General features: G+C 40.3%; 22 protein-coding genes, 1 tRNA gene and 1 other RNA gene. 14 read left to right on the top strand and 10 right to left on the bottom strand.

Features of this window, described 5'->3' with window-relative positions:
* Positions 1–3: 3 nt before the first annotated feature.
* Positions 4–1,287, top strand: coding sequence for a pentapeptide repeat-containing protein (locus KV40_RS20995; RefSeq protein ID WP_036485697.1), 1,284 nt, complete (start codon positions 4–6; stop codon positions 1,285–1,287).
* 229 nt (positions 1,288–1,516) lie between these two features.
* On the opposite strand, the gene KV40_RS20990 is transcribed toward KV40_RS20995, so the two are convergent.
* Both KV40_RS20990 and KV40_RS20985 read right to left on the bottom strand, forming a co-directional pair.
* Positions 1,517–2,842 (bottom strand): hemolysin family protein, encoded by a 1,326-nt coding sequence (locus KV40_RS20990; protein WP_036485695.1) that lies wholly within the window; start codon positions 2,840–2,842, stop codon positions 1,517–1,519.
* Between the two features lie 81 nt (positions 2,843–2,923).
* The gene (locus tag KV40_RS20985; RefSeq protein ID WP_036485694.1) at positions 2,924–3,598 is read right to left on the bottom strand and encodes a hypothetical protein; all 675 of its coding nucleotides are present in this window, start codon (positions 3,596–3,598) and stop codon (positions 2,924–2,926) included.
* Between the two features lie 86 nt (positions 3,599–3,684).
* Here KV40_RS20985 and KV40_RS20980 point away from each other — a divergent pair.
* A tRNA-Ile gene (locus KV40_RS20980) sits at positions 3,685–3,757 on the top strand.
* Positions 3,758–3,798: 41 nt separating this feature from the next.
* On the opposite strand, the gene KV40_RS20975 is transcribed toward KV40_RS20980, so the two are convergent.
* Complete coding sequence (locus KV40_RS20975; RefSeq protein WP_036485693.1) at positions 3,799–4,179, bottom strand: hypothetical protein; 381 nt, start codon at positions 4,177–4,179, stop codon at positions 3,799–3,801.
* 73 nt (positions 4,180–4,252) lie between these two features.
* Here KV40_RS20975 and pyrE point away from each other — a divergent pair, with 73 nt between their 5' ends.
* Positions 4,253–4,846, top strand: coding sequence for an orotate phosphoribosyltransferase (gene pyrE / locus KV40_RS20970; RefSeq protein ID WP_036485692.1), 594 nt, complete (start codon positions 4,253–4,255; stop codon positions 4,844–4,846).
* A 93-nt stretch (positions 4,847–4,939) separates the two neighbouring features.
* Positions 4,940–5,449 carry a hypothetical protein gene (locus KV40_RS20965; protein ID WP_036485691.1) on the top strand — a complete coding sequence of 170 codons (510 nt, stop codon included), beginning with the start codon at positions 4,940–4,942 and terminating at the stop codon, positions 5,447–5,449.
* A gap of 41 nt (positions 5,450–5,490) precedes the next feature.
* Here the strand turns inward: KV40_RS20965 and KV40_RS20960 are convergent, their stop codons facing one another.
* Positions 5,491–6,171: a hypothetical protein gene (locus KV40_RS20960; protein WP_036485690.1), complete on the bottom strand. Its 681-nt coding sequence runs from the start codon at positions 6,169–6,171 to the stop codon at positions 5,491–5,493.
* Positions 6,172–6,346: 175 nt separating this feature from the next.
* Between KV40_RS20960 and KV40_RS20955 the strand changes: the two genes are divergently transcribed.
* The 4 genes from KV40_RS20955 (at position 6,347) to KV40_RS20940 (ending at position 8,969) form a co-directional block, all read left to right on the top strand.
* A complete protein-coding gene (locus KV40_RS20955) occupies positions 6,347–7,312 on the top strand; it encodes a lysylphosphatidylglycerol synthase transmembrane domain-containing protein (RefSeq protein WP_036485689.1) in 966 nt (321 codons plus the stop codon).
* A gap of 72 nt (positions 7,313–7,384) precedes the next feature.
* Positions 7,385–8,344 (top strand): SDR family NAD(P)-dependent oxidoreductase, encoded by a 960-nt coding sequence (locus KV40_RS20950; protein WP_036485688.1) that lies wholly within the window; start codon positions 7,385–7,387, stop codon positions 8,342–8,344.
* 50 nt (positions 8,345–8,394) lie between these two features.
* On the top strand, positions 8,395–8,640 hold the full coding sequence (locus tag KV40_RS20945) for a hypothetical protein (RefSeq protein WP_036485687.1): 246 nt from the start codon (positions 8,395–8,397) through the stop codon (positions 8,638–8,640).
* Entirely contained in the window at positions 8,607–8,969 is a 363-nt protein-coding gene (locus tag KV40_RS20940) for a type II toxin-antitoxin system PemK/MazF family toxin (protein ID WP_036485685.1), read from the top strand. Before KV40_RS20945 ends, KV40_RS20940 begins: the two co-directional genes overlap by 34 nt.
* Positions 8,970–9,058: 89 nt before the next feature.
* On the opposite strand, the gene prfB is transcribed toward KV40_RS20940, so the two are convergent.
* A protein-coding gene (gene prfB, locus KV40_RS20935; protein ID WP_156114108.1) for a peptide chain release factor 2 occupies positions 9,059–10,169 on the bottom strand; the annotation gives its coding sequence in 2 pieces (ribosomal slippage) (positions 9,059–10,096 and positions 10,098–10,169; 1,110 coding nt in all).
* A 25-nt stretch (positions 10,170–10,194) separates the two neighbouring features.
* Positions 10,195–10,413: a regulatory protein SipA gene (gene sipA, locus KV40_RS20930; RefSeq protein ID WP_036485683.1), complete on the bottom strand. Its 219-nt coding sequence runs from the start codon at positions 10,411–10,413 to the stop codon at positions 10,195–10,197.
* Positions 10,414–10,521: 108 nt separating this feature from the next.
* On the opposite strand from sipA, the gene KV40_RS20925 reads away from it, so the two are divergent.
* The 4 genes from KV40_RS20925 to ccsB all read left to right on the top strand — a co-directional run bounded on the left by KV40_RS20925 (position 10,522) and on the right by ccsB (position 14,074).
* Positions 10,522–11,391 carry a dienelactone hydrolase family protein gene (locus KV40_RS20925; RefSeq protein ID WP_036485682.1) on the top strand — a complete coding sequence of 290 codons (870 nt, stop codon included), beginning with the start codon at positions 10,522–10,524 and terminating at the stop codon, positions 11,389–11,391.
* Between the two features lie 39 nt (positions 11,392–11,430).
* Entirely contained in the window at positions 11,431–12,096 is a 666-nt protein-coding gene (locus KV40_RS20920; RefSeq protein ID WP_036485681.1) for an SDR family oxidoreductase, read from the top strand.
* A 69-nt stretch (positions 12,097–12,165) separates the two neighbouring features.
* Positions 12,166–13,023 (top strand): SMP-30/gluconolactonase/LRE family protein, encoded by an 858-nt coding sequence (locus KV40_RS20915; RefSeq protein WP_036485680.1) that lies wholly within the window; start codon positions 12,166–12,168, stop codon positions 13,021–13,023.
* A 64-nt stretch (positions 13,024–13,087) separates the two neighbouring features.
* Positions 13,088–14,074, top strand: a complete 987-nt coding sequence (gene ccsB, locus KV40_RS20910; protein ID WP_036485679.1) for a c-type cytochrome biogenesis protein CcsB — start codon at positions 13,088–13,090, stop codon at positions 14,072–14,074.
* A gap of 101 nt (positions 14,075–14,175) precedes the next feature.
* Here the strand turns inward: ccsB and KV40_RS20905 are convergent, their stop codons facing one another.
* The 3 genes from KV40_RS20905 to KV40_RS20895 form a co-directional block, all read right to left on the bottom strand.
* Positions 14,176–14,424, bottom strand: a complete 249-nt coding sequence (locus KV40_RS20905; protein ID WP_036485678.1) for a hypothetical protein — start codon at positions 14,422–14,424, stop codon at positions 14,176–14,178.
* Between the two features lie 170 nt (positions 14,425–14,594).
* Positions 14,595–14,945: a DUF565 domain-containing protein gene (locus tag KV40_RS20900; RefSeq protein WP_036485677.1), complete on the bottom strand. Its 351-nt coding sequence runs from the start codon at positions 14,943–14,945 to the stop codon at positions 14,595–14,597.
* A gap of 33 nt (positions 14,946–14,978) precedes the next feature.
* Positions 14,979–15,575 carry a DUF3611 family protein gene (locus KV40_RS20895; protein WP_072013864.1) on the bottom strand — a complete coding sequence of 199 codons (597 nt, stop codon included), beginning with the start codon at positions 15,573–15,575 and terminating at the stop codon, positions 14,979–14,981.
* Positions 15,576–15,689: 114 nt separating this feature from the next.
* Here KV40_RS20895 and rnpB point away from each other — a divergent pair.
* Positions 15,690–16,116: RNase P RNA component class A (rnpB, locus tag KV40_RS32400), an RNA gene on the top strand.
* A gap of 39 nt (positions 16,117–16,155) precedes the next feature.
* A complete protein-coding gene (gene rnc, locus KV40_RS20890; protein WP_036485676.1) occupies positions 16,156–16,863 on the top strand; it encodes a ribonuclease III in 708 nt (235 codons plus the stop codon).
* 49 nt (positions 16,864–16,912) lie between these two features.
* Here rnc and KV40_RS20885 read toward each other — a convergent pair whose 3' ends face one another.
* Positions 16,913–17,548, bottom strand: coding sequence for a M23 family metallopeptidase (locus KV40_RS20885; protein ID WP_036485674.1), 636 nt, complete (start codon positions 17,546–17,548; stop codon positions 16,913–16,915).
* Positions 17,549–17,753 lie beyond the last annotated feature (205 nt).

The raw sequence follows: 17,753 nt of genomic DNA, 5'->3' as shown, positions 1-17,753 counted from the left end.
AGGATGAACGATCGCTCAAATACTTCTCAGGATAATTTGGATAACGCTCTAGCAAAAGTAACTGAAAATGGCAAAGATGCGCCAAATACAGACTCCAAATCTGTTTCATTAGTAGAGTCTGAATCGCCATCCTCTAACGAACGTCAGAATCCCAAAAAAATAGTCGTTCCCAGTCCTACCAGCAAATTTCGCTTTTCCCAATCACAGCTAATTTTACTCTCGGTAGCCGTGATGGGGGTCGGGTTGTGGCTAAAATTTTCCTGGCTGGGAGTAACTGGTGCGATCGCGGCGTTATTATTTTCCCTGGGCGTAGTTTTTAACTCGGTTCGAGTCTGGATTCTCAAATTTTTGACTCTTCAAGAAAGACGAACGCTGTTGGCATTTATTGGCTTCACTGCCGCACTGGCAGGTTTATTTAACTATCTAGGCGTATATCGTCGCGTTGGCGATTGGTTGACTCAGTTTAAATACGATGAGTTCGGTTCTTGGGCAGACTGGGTTGCAGCTGTAGGTCAAATATCGATCGCCATACTGGCAGTATATGTCGCCTGGGCGCAGTACGTTATTTCCAAAGATCTAACGATTCAACAAAACCGTATCACCCAACAGCAAACCATCGATGCTTATTTTCAGGGAATTTCCGACCTAACCCTCAACGAAGAAGGATTGTTAGAAGACTGGCCCCAAGAAAGAGCGATCGCCGAAGGTAGAACCGCCTCAATTGTTTCTAGTGTTGATGAAGGGGGAAAAGCCAAAATAATTCGTTTTTTGTCTCAATCGCGCTTGCTAACACCTCTACAAAGAGATAATCGCCTGGGTAGACCGATGCTAGACGGCAGCGGTGGTTATGCTGAAGATCGCCCTTACGGAACCAGAGTAATCGATTTAGGAGTGATGTTAGCTGGAGCAAGTCTTGTGGGTCAGGATCTACGTTGGACGGATTTAAGCGATGCCAACATGGTAAGAGCCAATCTCAGTCATTGCGATTTGGTCAAAGCCAATTTAGCTCGTACCGTACTATACGAAGCCAATCTGGCAGGGGCAGATCTCAAAAGCACTCGTTTGTATTATGGCGAACTAGAAACTGCTTCTCCACGCAGTATTAAAGGTTCGCCAAATTATAAAACGGGAGAAAATACTGGAGTGGTAATTGAAAAAGCCAATCTTTCGGGAGTTAAAAGACTTAGTGCCGAACAAAGGTATTATTGCTGTGCTTGGGGGGGAGAAAAAACGAGAGCCACGATTCCTGGAGGCTGTGAGGGAATTCCTAATAAGTTGGGTAGATAAATACAGCAGTTTTTAGTTGGATGAGGTACACTTTGGACTAGTCAGGCACTAGGCACTAGGGATTCAGCGATTCTCGTTCGCTCTAAATTTGCACTTAATTAATATGAAAATTGCTGTAAGTAGCAAGTAGCAATTAATAAAAGACGGGGAGACGGGGAGAGATTTCTTTAGTAAAGTGAAATCTCTTAGTCCCCAAGTCTCCTTTTTTCCCTAAAGCTTAAATTACATTCTAGTTATTACGGCGTACGGTAATGCGATCGAGACGATTATCTTTAGCGGCAGTAACGATAAAATCGAGATTATCGTAGTTGAGTTTTTCTCCTTGAACGGGGATTTTTTGCCATTGATACAGTAAGAAACCGCCTAGTGTATTGTATTCTTCGGCTAGAGGTAAATCTAACTCTAGCTGCTCGTTAACCTCTTCCAAATTCATTTGAGCGGGAACGATATAGGTATTTTCGTCAACTTTAATTGGCGAACCTGTAAGTGTGGTTGCGGAATTACCTACGTCACCAATAATTTCGTCGATCAAATCTTGCAGGGTAATTAGTCCCGACGTACCGCCAAACTCATCGACAACTACAATCATCTTTTGCTGCGATCGCTGCATTAAAGGCAATAGCTCATATAAAGAAGTTGATTCGGGAATAAAGCTAACTGGTTCGACCCAAGATTTAATTGTCGAGCGATCGAGCCAGCGTCCTTTAGCTAAAGCAGCAGCTATATTTTTATAATCGACAACACCACGAATGTCGTCTAAAGAGCCATCAATGACAGGATAACGGGAATATCCTTGACTGGCTACTGTATGCAGTAACTCACTAATAGTAGTATCGACAGTCAAAAACTTAATATCGGGACGGGGAATCATAATTTTGACTGCCGTGTCTTCTCTAAATTCAAATACGTTTTTAATTATTTGCCTTTCTTGAGCTTCTAAACCAGTAGATTCTCGTTCGGTAGCAATAATTAACTGTAATTCTTCAGAGGTTACTTGGTGATACCATCCCTGCCCGCTGTATTCTATACCCACAAGCCTCAAAAACCAACGAGTAGACCAATTTAAAATGGCGATAAAAGGACTAAAAATGCGAGCGATAACTATACTAGGAGCACCAAAAAACCTGGCTAACTGTTCTGGGTAGAGTAGAGCCACTGATTTGGGACATAGTTCTCCTAATACTATTTGTAAATAGGTTAAAAGTAAAAAAGAAATTGGAACGGCAAAAGAATGGGCTAGTGCTTCAGAAAGTCCAATCGGTAAGGCTAGGCTGCGGATCGCAGAAGCAATAGAAACCGCCATCGTTTTTTCTCCCACCCACCCCAAAGCCAAACTCGATAGAGTAATACCCAACTGCGTAGTAGACAACAAACGCTCGATGCTTCTCTGTAAAGATTGAACTGTTTGTGCCTGAATATCTCCATCTTTAACTAATTGGCTTATACGCGAGCGCCTGACTGAGACAATCGAAAACTCTGCGGTAACGAAAAAAGCATTAATCGCGATTAAGAGAAAAACACCAAAGAAAGTTAGAAAAAAGTTGCGCTCGACCATCAATTAATTAGCGATTGAAAAAAGTACTCGTACCACTTACATCAAACATTCTCAATCTAATTTTCAATAACGGGTTGCTATCTATCTAACTATAGGAATGTTATTCAATTGTAGTTCTATTTCCCGTTTGGGATAATCAGTCAAGGTTAATGAAACACTTTTACTGTTATCGAGTAATGTTTGGGGAATTTCAAGCTTACCGCGATAATTTTTTCCATCGGCAGGTAGTTCTGATGGTAAACCTTCGGGAATGGCACTCAAAGGCAAATTGCGATCGTCTATGAGATCGATAAAGCTATATAGAAAGCGAACCGAACGATCGCTGTCATTTTTAAGATTTAGTTCTAGCAATAGTGAATCAGCTTCGTATCGAGCATTTGATACCATTAAAGTTAACCCTTTAGATTGGCTGTCTACAGGCGTAAAATTGGCAACGGTTTGAGGCTTAGAATCATGTCTGACTATCTTATTCGATCTAACTGCTTGGGACTGCTGTTCGATTTTTTTTTGCTCTCGACCGTGAGTACGATTGTAAACATCGATTAAAATTTCTCTTTCGCTGACTAATTCTAAACCTTTATATTTTCCTGCGGGCTTGTTATCCGTACTACGCTCTCTAGATTGAATATCTGGCTGAGTTACGACTTTAAGTGCTTCTCGGCCCATTATATATCCTACAAAGGCACTGGCAACGCTAGCGGCTAGCATGAGAAAAAAAAAGGTTAAAGTCAGTAGTAATGTCGATTTTAGCTTCATCTAAAAAAATGACCCCGCTATAGAAGCGATTTCTTTTGTCAAAATAACGGTATTTATCTAATATAATGATCGAGCGAGAAAAAATACCAGGGTTGGCCGAGCGGTTTAGGCAACGAACTCATAATTCGTGCTAGGCAGGTTCAACTCCTGCACCCTGGATTATACTCAAAGAAAATAAAAAATAAGAGGTATACTAAATTTTATTCGATGCCTCCAGACTCTCTTAATGATGTTTCATAGGGATTGGGCAGATCTAAAGTCTTAATTGGCATTCCCACCTCTACTTGCTGGTTGAGGGCATCTTGATACAGGCGATCTACTGCCTTGCCATCTAAAAGAATTTGAGTTTCGGGAAACCTGTTAAAGCCAAGAATAGTATTTAACTGTCCCAGAATACCGCTTTCGTAATAAGCATCTCGAGCATGGTCAAAGTAAGCCTTTTTAAAAGCTTGCTCTAAGGAGATTGAATCTTCAATTACAGACGCTTCGGGTTCGGTTTGAGCCATAGTTTCCAGAGAAAATAGGCTAGCAACACCAGCCATCGCCAAAATTTGAGTTAATTTAGTAAACTTAATAAACATTTATGACAATTTCCATAAACTTCTGCTCGATCCTAGCCGAAGATTTAGCGAAAGCACAGTCTATTAGTTAATTGTGAATATAGATACAGTGGAAACATCTCTTTTATCTGCCGATCGCGATACTTTACGCCAAACTCTTTTAGATTTACTAGTAAAGTATGCCTATGTTGAAGGTGATTTTGTGCTTTCTTCAGGTGCTAAAAGTTCTTATTATATTAATGGCAAACAAGTTACTCTAAGAGCAGAAGGTGCTTTGGTTATTGGTCGCCTGCTGTTTTCCTTGTTACCGCCAGATACAGAGGCAGTAGCGGGTTTGACTTTGGGAGCAGATCCGATGGTTACTGCCGTTAGTCTGATTTCGGCAATTGCCAATCGTCCGCTTCCCGCTCTGATTATTCGCAAACAAGCCAAAGGACATGGCACCCAAGCTTATATTGAAGGCTGTCAGCTACCAGAGAAAGCCAAAGTAGTTGTTTTAGAAGATGTAGTTACTACGGGAGGTTCGGCTTTGACTGCGGTAGAAAGATTGCAGGAAGCTGGCTATCAAGTAGACAAAATTATTGCTCTAGTAGATCGCGAGCAGGGCGGTAGAGAATTATATCAGTCTAAAGGAATTGATTTTCAAGCTATTTTCTCAATCGCTGATATTCAACAGCATTCTCACTAAAAAGAATTTAAAAATACTTTACGTTTTGTGATGTTTTACACCAAAATTATTAGTTAAGCTGGAAATGCAATAAATAATATTTTTTCTAAATTTATGAATTTTGTTTCTTCTCGTCCTTCGAGACAAATTAATTGGCAAACAATTATAATGTTTGCTTTAGGTTTTTGGCTTAGTGGTAGTTTAGTTTTAGATTGTCTAATTATTCCTGGGCTGCTGTCGGCAGGCATGATGAATGAGCCTGGTTTTGCTGGTGCTAGCTACACAATTTTTGGTTCTTTCAACCACGTTGAAGCACTTTGTGCCGCTTTGGTCTTGACTGGTTGTCTGGTTTTTCGCTATGGCGATCGCTCGACAATGCACATTAACAACAAATCTATTTTTCTAGCTACTGTTTTACTGGCAATTGCTTTGGTTTATACCTACAATCTCACTCCTCACATGAGTGCGATGGGATTATCTTTAAATCAGTTTGAATCTATCGGAGCTACTTCTGGTTCCATGACTACAATGCACGTAAGCTACTGGATTTTAGAAGCGACCAAGCTAATTTGCGGTGCAACGTTGTTACGCAGTTTTTATCGTAACTCCTGTAGTCTGGGATAACGGCTATTAAACTTGTTACTAATTTGAGGGCGTGGTGCTTACTACGCCCTTATTTTGTGCGCGATCTTTCGCTGACAAATATACCAAAAGTAAACCGTGAGATTAATCAAACCAATTAGCTTGGTACCATCTTCTAGCATGGCGTGAATACCGCGACTACCTAAAGGGGTAATATCGATCGCGCTGGAAAAGGCAAATAAACAAAAAGCAATTAGTAAGGGAACATAAGGAGTTTTCTTAATTGTCTGGCGAAACGCTCTAGCATAAATAATCAAAAACGAGCCATAGACTAAATACACCGTAGTTTTTACTACTCGATATGCCCCAAAAAAAGTGCAAAGTATCAAAGTCAGACGGAAGCGGTCGTCAAAATACAGCAAAGCCATTAATAGTGCGCTAAAAGACAAGAAAACTCTAAATCTATAGTCCGCACGGGGTAATAAAGCAGTAGTAAAGCCACAAATAGCGATCGCCACACACCACATAATTTCTGAAATGCTAGTCAACCAACCAAAATAAAACACGCTAGCTTCAAAAGGATCGCTAAACAAGTTTTCAATACCCTGTCCTTTACTGCGAACTTCGGCATAGATACTGAGAAGTCCCAAACAGATAATCGTTAAAAAATTCAACCAAATTAAAACGGGTATGCGTGAAAAATCTCGTCGGCTTTTACGAAACCAAGATATAAAAGTAGGAAAGTTGATAATTTTATGATTCATTAAGGTTTTTTAAAGCTCGATCCTATTATTTCTGTCGGACAAATGACAACTTATAGCACTTTATAGCCGATCTAAAGTATGGCTCGATCTTGTTAAAGAATAGAAAATGCTAAAGCAATACTTGGGATACTATAAACTTAATTTTTAACCGATCGCGCTTGTTGATTAAGACTTCATGAATCTCAAACGATTTGTATCTATAGTAGTCAGCGTTGCTATTCTTCTAATTATCTACTCGCAAATAGATTTGCCCAATTTAGTACGGGTATTTCAGAACTGCGATCGCCTGTGGATGGTAGTTAGTTTGGCAATGGTAATTCCGATAACTCTATTTACTTCCTGGCGACTGCAACAGCTAATGCCTAAAAGTGCGAGTTTGGGGTTTATCGAAGCCAATCGCTTGATTTTAGGAGCGAGCGTTTTAAATGCGGTGTTGCCTTCTAAAATGGGGGATATTGCCAAAGCCTATTTTATGTGCGATCGCCACAATCTTAGTGCTACTTTGGCATTAGCCATTTCTATATTTGAAAAAGCCTGCGATCTGCTTTCTTTACTATTGTGGTGCGTGTTTGGTTTACTACTCTATCCTAATAAAGACAGTTTATTTTGGACGATGACTATCGGGGTAGGAACTGGACTAATTTTAGGTTTGTTACTATTAGGTTCGGTGCAGTTTGCCAACTTATTTTTTAATCTTTTTACTGCCATAACTCCCAAAGCAATTGGTAAAAAGCTACAGCAAATGCAGGCTTCCTGGCAAGAAATGCACGGTTATTTTTGGAGCGACAAAAAACAATTATTAGTTATTACCACTACTTCTATTTTTATTTGGTTTTTACATTTATTACAAATTTGGCTATTCATAATCGCTCTCAAAGCCTGGACACCTTTTATTGTCAGCTTGGCTTTGTCTCCGCTATCAATTTTAGCAGGCTTATTACCGCTAACCTTTGCAGGAATTGGTACTCGCGACGCAGCCTTAATTTATTTTTATCAAGATTATTTTAGCGAAGCAACGGGTGCGGCTTTGGGTTTGTTATGTACTTCACGTTACTTTATTCCCGCTCTAATTGGTTTACCTTTTCTGGGTCAAATGTTAGCAGCTTTAAAGAAAGCAAAAAGGTTAAAAGCCAACGGTTAAAAAGGATGTTGGCATAAGATTTTTTAGAGACGATAAATAAATCTAGTTAATTACTTTAGATAGAGAAGCAAAATGAAGACGGTTATTATAACTGGCGGCAATAGCGGCTTGGGTTATTATTGCGCCCAAGAAATTGCTAATAATGAAGATTGGCAGGTAATAATTGCCTGTCGCAACTTAGAGAAAGCAACTCAAGCGGTAGAAAAATTAAAAGCAGCGACTAACAGCGATCGCATTACAGCTATGTTATTAGATTTGGCTTCTCTAGACTCTATTCGCCAGTTTGCTAAAGAATTTGCTAAAAGAGAACTTCCTCCTTTAGGCGCGATCGTTTGTAATGCAGGGGTACAGTTTATTCAAAGACGAACTTATACCGAAGACGGCTTTGAAACTACCTTTGGTGTCAACCATCTCGGACATTTTCTGCTAGTTAATTTACTGCTGAAACAAATAACTCCACCAGCCAGAATTATTTTCGTTAGTAGCGATACTCACGATCCAGATAAAATTACGGGTATGCCAGAACCTCATTTTCGAGATCCCAAGCTGCTTGCCAAACCAGAACGAGATCCCGATCTCAAAAATAAAAGTATCGACGTAGCTGGAAGAATTGCTTACACTACTTCAAAACTTTGCAATATTCTTTGCGCTTACGAACTATCTCGCCGTCTTACAGAAGCAGGATATAGTACCGAAAAACAACCTATTACGGTAAATGTTTTTAATCCAGGTTTAATGCCTGGTTCGGGTTTGGCAAAAGATTATCCACCCGTAGCCCGTTTTATTTGGTATTCTGTTTTACCCATTCTGCAACTATTACCAGTAGTCAACGGTATGAAACAATCAGGCAAAGCCTTAGCAAAATTGGTTCTCGATCGCGACTTAGAAAACGTCACAAGAAAATATTTTAGCGGTTTTAAAATGACTGCATCTTCCAAAGAATCGAGCGATCGCTCTTTAGCCAAACAACTGTGGCAGGGCAGTATAAAATTGACCGAGCTGAAGCCAGAAGAAACGATCTTGAAACTATAATCGAACGTTTGTTTTGTTATGCTACTCTATGTACGATATAAAAATTATTCATGGCAAAAATATCTATTTATTTGGATGAGCTTAAGCTGAAACATTTAGATGATTTGGTAGACAGTAATCCTCATTTGACCAAACGTAGTCGTAGCTCTTTGCTTGGTTATTTAATCGAACAAGAAGTAGCCAAAGAAACTAAACGCAAAATGATAGAGGCAGCCCAAACTATAGACGAATTAGACTTAGGTTGGAACGAAGACGAAGAAGAATGCGCGATTATCGATCTGAAAGTATCTGGTTAGTTAATTTTGAACCGCAAATAGGAACTGAAATTAAAAAAACTAGACCAGCTTTAATTATTTCAGCCTCAGAGTTTAATCGAGTTAGAAAAAAAGTTACTCTATTACCTATTACTTCTAAGGCGATCGCCAATCCCACGTTAGAACCTGTGGTAGTTACGGTTAAGGCTTCAATAACTAATGGTTTAGATAAGGATAGTATTATTATTGCTATTGAACCCAATACTTTTGATAAAAAAAGATGTATTAAATATTTAGGGCAAATTGACTTAGAGATTTTGAGCGAGGTGAAGCAAAAACTAAACATTTATCTGGATTTACTAAACAGTTAGTTTATTGATGAACAATAAGCAGTTAGCAATGAGCAATTAACAGTCTTTAATGTTTAATGTTCAATGTCTCGCCACATTACGTATAATCTCTAAACCAATTGAGTTTCTTGACGCAGATAGGCTTCGATAAACGGTTCTAAGCTACCATTCATAACGTTGCTAACATCAGTTGTTTCAGTTCCCGTTCGTAAATCTTTAACCATTTGATAGGGATGAAAGACATAGTTGCGAATTTGATTGCCCCAGGCAGCTTCTACCATATCGCCGCGAATTTCAGCTATTTCTTTAGCCCGTTGTTCTTCAGCAATTACTAACAGTTTGGCTTTGAGTAAGGCTAAGGCTCTTTCTTTATTCTGCAACTGCGACCGCTCTTCCGTACAGCGAACCGCAATACCTGTAGGAATATGTAAAATTCTAACTGCCGTTTCTACCTTGTTGACGTTTTGTCCGCCAGCACCACCAGAACGAGAAGTGGTAATTTCTAGATCGCTGTCGGGAATTTCTACATTAATATCTTCATTGCCCAAATTGGGCATTACCTCTACACCAGCAAAGCTAGTTTGTCTTTTGCCGTTAGCGTTAAAAGGAGAGATTCTAACTAAGCGATGAGTACCTTTTTCCGCTTTTAAGTAACCATAAGCGTAACGCCCATCTATTTCGAGAGTTGCCGACTTGATACCCGCTTCATCTCCCGAAGATGATTCTACTAGTCTGACTTTATAACCTTGTTGTTCTCCCCAACGGGTATACATTCGCAGCAGCATTTCCGCCCAATCTTGAGCGTCAGTCCCCCCCGCACCAGCATTAATAGTTAAAACTGCTCCTTTGGTGTCGTAAGTACCAGAAAGAAGCTGCTGTAGTTCCCACAAATCTAGTTCTTTTTGCAGTTTCTCTAAATTTTTCTCTGCTTCTGTTGCCAGTGCGTCATCTGTTTCTAACTCTAACAATTCGGCGATCGCTTCGGTATCTTCTAAAGTTTTTTGCCACTGTAGATACTGTTCCAAATTAGACTTAAGATCGCTTAATTCTTGCAGCACCTTTTGAGCTGAGGTGTTATCGTCCCAAAAATCTGGTTGGGCAGCTAGCTGTTCTAAATCTTTAATTTTTGCCGTGAGTGCTGGTAGGTCAAAGATACTCCTGGGTTTGACCCAGGCGTAAAGATATCGTTTCTATATTGCGTTTGAGTTCGGTAAGGTCCATAAGTTGCGATGATTAACTATTAGTTTTATTTTATCGATTCTAAATACTGAGTTTCTAACAAAAAAGCTCCATTATCAAAACGCACTCCCCAATAACCACCAGGACGGCGATCGATTATTGTTCCCTCATCGCCAATCTGCAATAAGTTAGCAGGGCGAAGCATGGGCATGGGTTCTGCTGTTTTTAGATAGGGCGGTAACGCAATTAATCTGACGCGATCGCCAACAGTAATTTTTCGATTCATTCTTAAAAATACTTATTTTAACTTTTAACTTTTGACTTTTGACTTTTGCTATAAGTAATCTCAAACGTAGCTAGTATGATGATAAAGTCCGAATCATTGAGATAAAGCATGAAGCAACAAGGGAGTAAAAAATTAGGGTTAGTATTGGCATTTATAGTTACGCTGGTAGTTAGTTTGGTAGTATCTTCAATACCATCAGACGCGGAAACATCTTTAGCAGCAGTACATCAAAACGATCGCCCTACCCCAACCGCGATCGCCCGTGTCGAACCAAAAGTTGCTATAACTGCTAAAGAAGTGGACTATGCTACGGCAAATGGAAAAACTGTAACTGGTTACTTTGTCAGCCCTCAAGACCAAGCCAAACCTTTACCTGGAATCATTGCTATCCACGAATGGTGGGGTTTGAATAATAACATTAAAGCAATGGCAAGACGTTTGGCAGGTGAAGGCTATCAAGTACTAGCCGTAGATTTGTATAACGGACAAACGGCAGATTCTCCCGATAAAGCCAGTCAGCTTACCGAGACTGTAAGCGAAAATCCCCAGGTAGCCAAAGAGAATTTAAGATTAGCCTATCAATATTTAGTCGAACAAAAGCAAGCACCAACTATGGGTTCTATTGGCTGGTGTTTTGGCGGTAGTTGGTCGCTGCAAACTGCCCTAATATACCCTGAAGAATTAGATGCTGCGGTTATCTATTATGGCGGACAAATTGGTGAGGCGACTGAAGCAGAATTAGCCACTCTTAACGTACCAATTTTAGGAATATTTGGCGCAGAAGATAGTTCGATTCCCGTCGCTACAGTCACAGAATTTGAATCGACTTTAGATGAATTAAACGTACCATCAGAGTTTCATATTTACGAAAATGCAGGTCATGCTTTTGCCAATCCTTCTGGCAATCGCTACGTAGCTAAGGCAGCAGAAAAAGCTTGGCAAGAAACTACACAGTTTTTAGCTAAATATTTATCTTGAAACTTTTTTAGCTCTAAAAACATATTAAGAGGAACAAATATGTCTACTTATTTAGTAACGGGAGCCAATCGCGGTATTGGCTTAGAATATTGTCGCCAGTTAAAAAAAAGAGGTGATGCAGTTATTGCCATTTGTCGCTCGGTATCCGACGAACTTAAAGATCTAGATGTAGAAACCATAGCAGATATAGATATTACCTCAGACGAATCAGTAGCCAGTTTAGTAAAACAAATAGGCGATCGCACTATAGATGTTTTGATTAATAATGCTGGTATCGTCGAACGAGTTAGTTTGAGCAATCTTGACTTTACCAGTATTAGAAAACAGTTTGAAGTTAACTCTCTGGGAATGTTGCGGGTAACTCAGGCTTTATTGCCCAAGCTCAAAGACGGCTCTAAAATTGCCATTATGACTAGTCGTATGGGATCGATTGAAGATAATACTTCTGGGGGTTCTTATGGCTATCGGATGTCTAAAGTGGCAGTATCGATGGCGGGTAAATCTTTAGCTGTCGATTTAAAACCCCAGGGCATTGCCGTAATAATTCTCCATCCAGGACTAGTAAAAACGCGCATGACTGGCTTTACCGATTCTGGAATTACTACCGAAACTTCGGTAAAAGGATTGTTGGATCGTATCGATGAATTAAATTTAGACAATACGGGGACATTTTGGCACGCTAAAGGTGAAGTTTTGCCCTGGTAATGGAAGTTTGTAGAGGCAAGGCATTGCCTCGTCCGTACGGGAATTTGTAGTTATAAATTTTTCAACGATATGAAACCAAATATTTTGGTTGATGCACCCCATCACAACGCCGAAGTTCCTCTGTGGCACGAGCGAGAAGGCTGTTTGTATTGGACGGATATTCCCCAGGGGCAAGTTTTTCGCCACTATCCCCACAATAATAAAACCGAACAGATCTACTCTGGAGAACCTGTTGGGGGTATGACCATTCAGACTGACGGCTCGTTATTACTATTTAAAACCAAGGGAACGATTCAACGTTGGCATAAAGGTAATATTACCACGCTAATTGCTGAAATTCCTGCCGAAAGAAACACTAGGTTTAATGATGCGATCGCCGATCCTCAAGGGAGAGTTTTTTCGGGAACGGTAGCAACTCCAAAGCGATCGGGGCATCTCTATCGTCTCGATTGCGATGGTTCGCTACACCAAATTTTAGATGGGTTAATTATGCCCAACGGCATGGGCTTTACTCCCGATCGCCAGCAATTTTACTTTACTGACTCAGAACGCCGTATTATCTATCGGTTTAAGTACGATCGCGCCACGGGAAAATTAAGCAATCGCCGAATTTTTGTGGTTACACCGACCGATGAAGGAGTACCCGACGGACTGACAGTAGATGCTGAAGGTTATGTATGGTCGGCACGTTGGAATGGCGGTCATTTATTTCGCTACAACCCACAAGGGCAAGAAGTCGGACGAATTGCTTTTCCCGCTCGTAAAATTAGCAGCGTCATCTTTGGCGGTGACAACTGCGATCGAGTTTATGTTACCACTGCGGGGGGAGACTATCGAACACAAGAAGGGTCGGGGGCAGGGGCAATTTTTCAGCTTCAACCAGGGGTTAGAGGAGTACCAGAATTTCCCTCGCGAATTTTGCTGTGATGGTTAGATGTAGACTGGAATTAATTAAAATCGTATACACAGCTACTTATAATTAACAACTTAAATGAATCTAATTTCTTTAGAAAATTTCTTAGATAATACCTCTTTTGGTATTCTCTTGATGACAATGCTGGTTTACTGGGTAGGAGCGGTTTTTCCCCGCATTCCCTATTTAGCAATTTTGGGAACTACAGGCATGGCGATCGCTAATTTGTGTTTGGCGGTTTTACTCGGTGCGCGGTGGATAGAAGCTGGTTACTTTCCTCTCAGTAACCTCTACGAATCTTTATTTTTCCTGGCTTGGGGAGTTACCACCATGCACTTAATTGCCGAACAAATGAGTCGATCGCGCTTGGTTGGTGCGGTTACTAGTCCTGTAGCGATGGGAATTACGGCGTTTGCAGCCCTGTCTCTACCAGCAGAAATGCAGCAGTCGGCACCTTTAGTACCCGCTCTAAAATCTAACTGGTTGATGATGCACGTCAGCGTAATGATGCTTAGTTACGCTACCTTAATGGTTGGTTCTGCAATCTCCATTGCTTTTTTAATCGTAACTCGCGGTCAACAGGTACAGCTTAAAGGTAGTTCGGTAGGAACTGGCAGCTTTCGCGATCGCCTCAAACAAAAATCTCTGAAAACTTCTTTAGATAAAGCCTCTTTTGCTACTACTACTGCTAATACTGCAGTGCTAGATCGCCCTCAGACTGAAATTACTCTTTCTCCCGAACGACTCAGTCTTGCCGATACGTTAGATAATATTAGCTACCGTATCATCGGCTTGGGATTTCCCCTACTAACTATCGGCATTATTGCTGGTGGAGTTTGGGCAAATGAGGCTTGGGGTTCTTATTGGAGTTGGGATCCCAAAGAAACCTGGGCATTTATTACCTGGCTGGTGTTTGCGGCTTATTTACACGCTAGAATTACTCGCGGTTGGCAGGGTAGAAAACCCGCAATTTTGGCTGCGGTTGGTTTTGTAGTGGTTTGGGTGTGCTATTTAGGAGTCAATTTGTTGGGTAAAGGCTTGCACTCTTACGGTTGGTTCTTTTAGTATTTAAGCGATCGCTTGTTTCCAGATAATTTTTAGGCGTTGCCAATTAGGTTCTTCCTTCAATTTAGCAACGCCTGGCTAGCGGAAGTTCGATTACACGTTTAAATATCGCCGTCAGCTATAGAGATAGACTTTGGCACGATCGCAAAAGCATCTACTTCAGCTTTTTTATCGGCTTTGGCTTTTAGTTCTAATAGCGATCGAGGAATTACGATAAACCAGAAAATTGAAGCTAATAATGCTACAGTCAAATGAATGGGATCTTTAAGAGATGATTCTTTATCTTCAACTATAAGTACCAACAAAAAACTAAAATAGCTACAGGCACCAAATAAATATAGCGGTAACATCAAAAATATGTCGCTCTTGTATAAAATTCGGTTCAATTCTATCCCTTCAATTTTCTATTCGTAATCCGTAAAAATGTCCAGAGCAATTAAGATTTGTAAACCTCAAACATTTAACGAGCGAGATTTTCAATTTCTCACATAGCTAAAGGCCAAAGGCTTAAAGCTTGTCTTTAAGAACCCAACTTAAATGCTTCTACAAATAAACTATAGGTAAGACCAATTTTAAATAAATTGAGAATTTCAATTATTAGCGATCGCCTAACTGGTTTGGGACTTAGTGCTGGATTGCGACGATAATAAACTAAACGGCTGGTTATTTCGGTAAATATTAATAAAAAACCTGCAGCTGGCACATCCCAAACCGCATCCTGTCCCGCAGTAGTGGCAATTGCCGAACCCATAAAAAATCCCATCAACAGACTAATTAAGTTTAGGGCAATTCTGCGCCAGGGATTGCTAAACAAAGTTCCTAACTGTCTGTTAGTTATATCGATTAAAGTATAAAGTCGAGTACGTTGCACAATTTATGTATATTTAAATAAAGTAGCTGAATTTTATTCGGTTATGCGACCGAGCAACCATAAAGAAGAGGTTAATCCTGCAAAATGTGCCGCAATGATATTAGTATTAGCTTGAACGATAAATAAATCCAAAGAGTTAACAAATTCTTTGGTGTTTTGAGCGGCAAAAACTTCTCCCTGACCGAAAGCCAAGATTTTTGATAGTACGATACCAGCGATCGCTTCAGCACCCAGTATAGTCAACAACATTCCTACCAGGTTGATAATCAAGCCAATTTTAATAGTTTTAATTGTGGTAGATTTTTTGGGACGAGCGGTATTGTTTTGAAGGCGTTGAGCCATTTTGCCGTATCTAAAAGAAAAATAAATTGCCACAATCAAACAAATCAATCCAGAGGCGGCGCAAAATAGGCTAAATCCAGTACCAGGTCTGCTGGTTTCGGTACGATTGGTAATTGCTAGCAGTAACATTACCGTAGAAATTACTCCCAACACTAACTGAACCCAAAAACCAGTAAGACCAGCCCATTTTAGTGAGGTAGATACACGGCGTATCTTAGGAGTTTTAGTAGTTGTACGAGATTGAGAAGAGCGATCTTCAAATGGAGTAATTTCTGTATCTCTATTCATAATCGATTCTTGTAAATTAAGACCCTTAATATTGTTTAGCGTAACCTGTCTTTAGACAGTTAGTTTATAAAACTTAGTCAAATTTGAAGTTAAATAATAAACTTAATAAATGAGAGAGTAGACGAGGTGGTTGCAGAATTGCTCATTGTGAGTAATCTGAGGAAAGTCTGGACTCCCGAAAGACCGAACTTGCTGGGTAACGCCCAGTGCGAGCGATCGCGAGGATAGTGCCACAGAAAAATACCGCCCGTTCGATGAATCATAACCCATTTATCTAGAAACGGGTAAGGGTGCAAAGGTGCGGTAAGAGCGCACCAGCAGTATCGAGAGGTACTGGCTCGGTAAACCCCGGTTGGGAGCAAGGTCGAAGGGACTATGGTTGGTCTTTTTCCAGTTCCGTTTGAGGTGAACCGCCAGAGATGTCTGGCAACAGGCATCCTAGATAGATAACCGCCCTCACTAATTTGAGTCTGGTTCGGTAAAACGAACGGGGCTTTCGATCTAGTGAGAACAGAATCCAGCTTACGTTGCTACTCTCTCTCTGCTTTGCCAAATGCCTAATTTTTTTCTGTGTTGCTAAATGTTTGCCGATCCCAGACGTAAAAAACAACTTCAAACAATGCTTCTAAAATTGGGAGTACCAACTACTGCAGCTGTTAACTGGAAGTTGTTAGATTTAGCTCTTACCCATCCGAGTATTTCTACGACACACAATTACGAACAGCTGGAATTTGTAGGCGATGCGGTAATTCGTTTGGCTACAGCAGAGCTATTATTAGAAACTTATCCTCAAGAAACTGTAGGTGAATTTGCGGCAATCAGATCGATTTTAGTGAGCGATCGCCTGCTAGCCGAGTTAGCAGAGACTTATGGTATCGAACCATATTTGCTCATTGGTAAGAATGCTATGGGCAACATAGCAGGGAGACAGTCTTGGCTGGCAGATGCTTTTGAAGCTATTTTAGGCGCGTTATATCTAAGTACTAACAATATGGATTTAGTTCGTCCCTGGCTGGACGAAGCTTTATTAGACAAAGCTATAGAAGTCAAAAACGATCCCGCCCGACAAAATTATAAAGATGCTTTGCAAGAATGGACTCAGAGTAAATATAAAGTTTTGCCAGAATATCGCGTTAGGGAAAACAAATCTTTTAGTTCGCCAGGCGATCGCTTTATAGCAGAAGTCTGGTTGCAAAATCGCTGTTTGGGAACTGGTAAAGGTCGTTCTAAAAAATCCTCAGAACAGGCAGCAGCGAAAATAGCATTTTTAGCAATAGGCGAGCAATGAGCACTTAACATTTAGCATTTAACAGTCATCACCGTTCAATGTTCGCTGTTCACTGTTCGTGGATGCTCGAAACTGTCTGACGTTTGAACATTTCTTTTAAAACTAAAGCAGGATCGACATAATCTCCTCTATATCTTAAAACCCAATGCAGATGAGGACCTGTAGTGTTTCCTGTCATACCAATACGTCCAATTCTCGCTCCTGCGGGAACTTCTTGTCCCTGGAAAATTTTTATGCCACCACCAGCATCGAGCATATAAATACCGCTATTATCTCGTTCTACATGACCTTCTAAATGACAGTAAGAATGCTTCCAAGTACCAGATTCAATAGTTATAGAAGTTCCACAGTTTGTATTGTCCGATACTTTAGTCACTTTTCCCGACCACCAACTGCGAATATAGCTTCCTCGAGGTGCCGCTAAATCCAGACCATTATGAAATTGAGGTTTGCCATCGATGGGGGAGATGCGATAGCCAAAGGGAGAAGTGTAGGATTGAAAGTTTTCTACAGGAAAAGACCCTTGTTGCCAAATAGCACTGGCATTTTGAGATTCGGATACATTTTTTGGTGGAGTCGAAGCCTGAATCGCATTCGAGCAAATACTTTCAAATCCAATTAATAATAAGGTTGCAATTCCAACAACCAGCAGGCGATACCATTTCTTTTTAAAAATATAAATCATTTATTTTTATAAAAATAAACATAAATTGTACAAATTTATTACAAATTAATATACAAATAAAGCGATCGAGAAAAACCCTAGAAACTCGATAAATAAATACTGTGTGTAATGTATAAATGACAGTAAACTCGCTAATCTGGTTAAGTTAACGCCCATATTAACCGATCTTTCTGGCAACTATAAAATATTGTCAAAGTTACGCGTT

The organism is Myxosarcina sp. GI1 (assembly GCF_000756305.1).
In the GTDB taxonomy this organism is placed as follows: domain Bacteria; phylum Cyanobacteriota; class Cyanobacteriia; order Cyanobacteriales; family Xenococcaceae; genus Myxosarcina.
The sequence above is the reverse complement of the archived record's forward strand: the minus strand, read 5'-3'. Positions and strand labels throughout refer to the sequence as shown.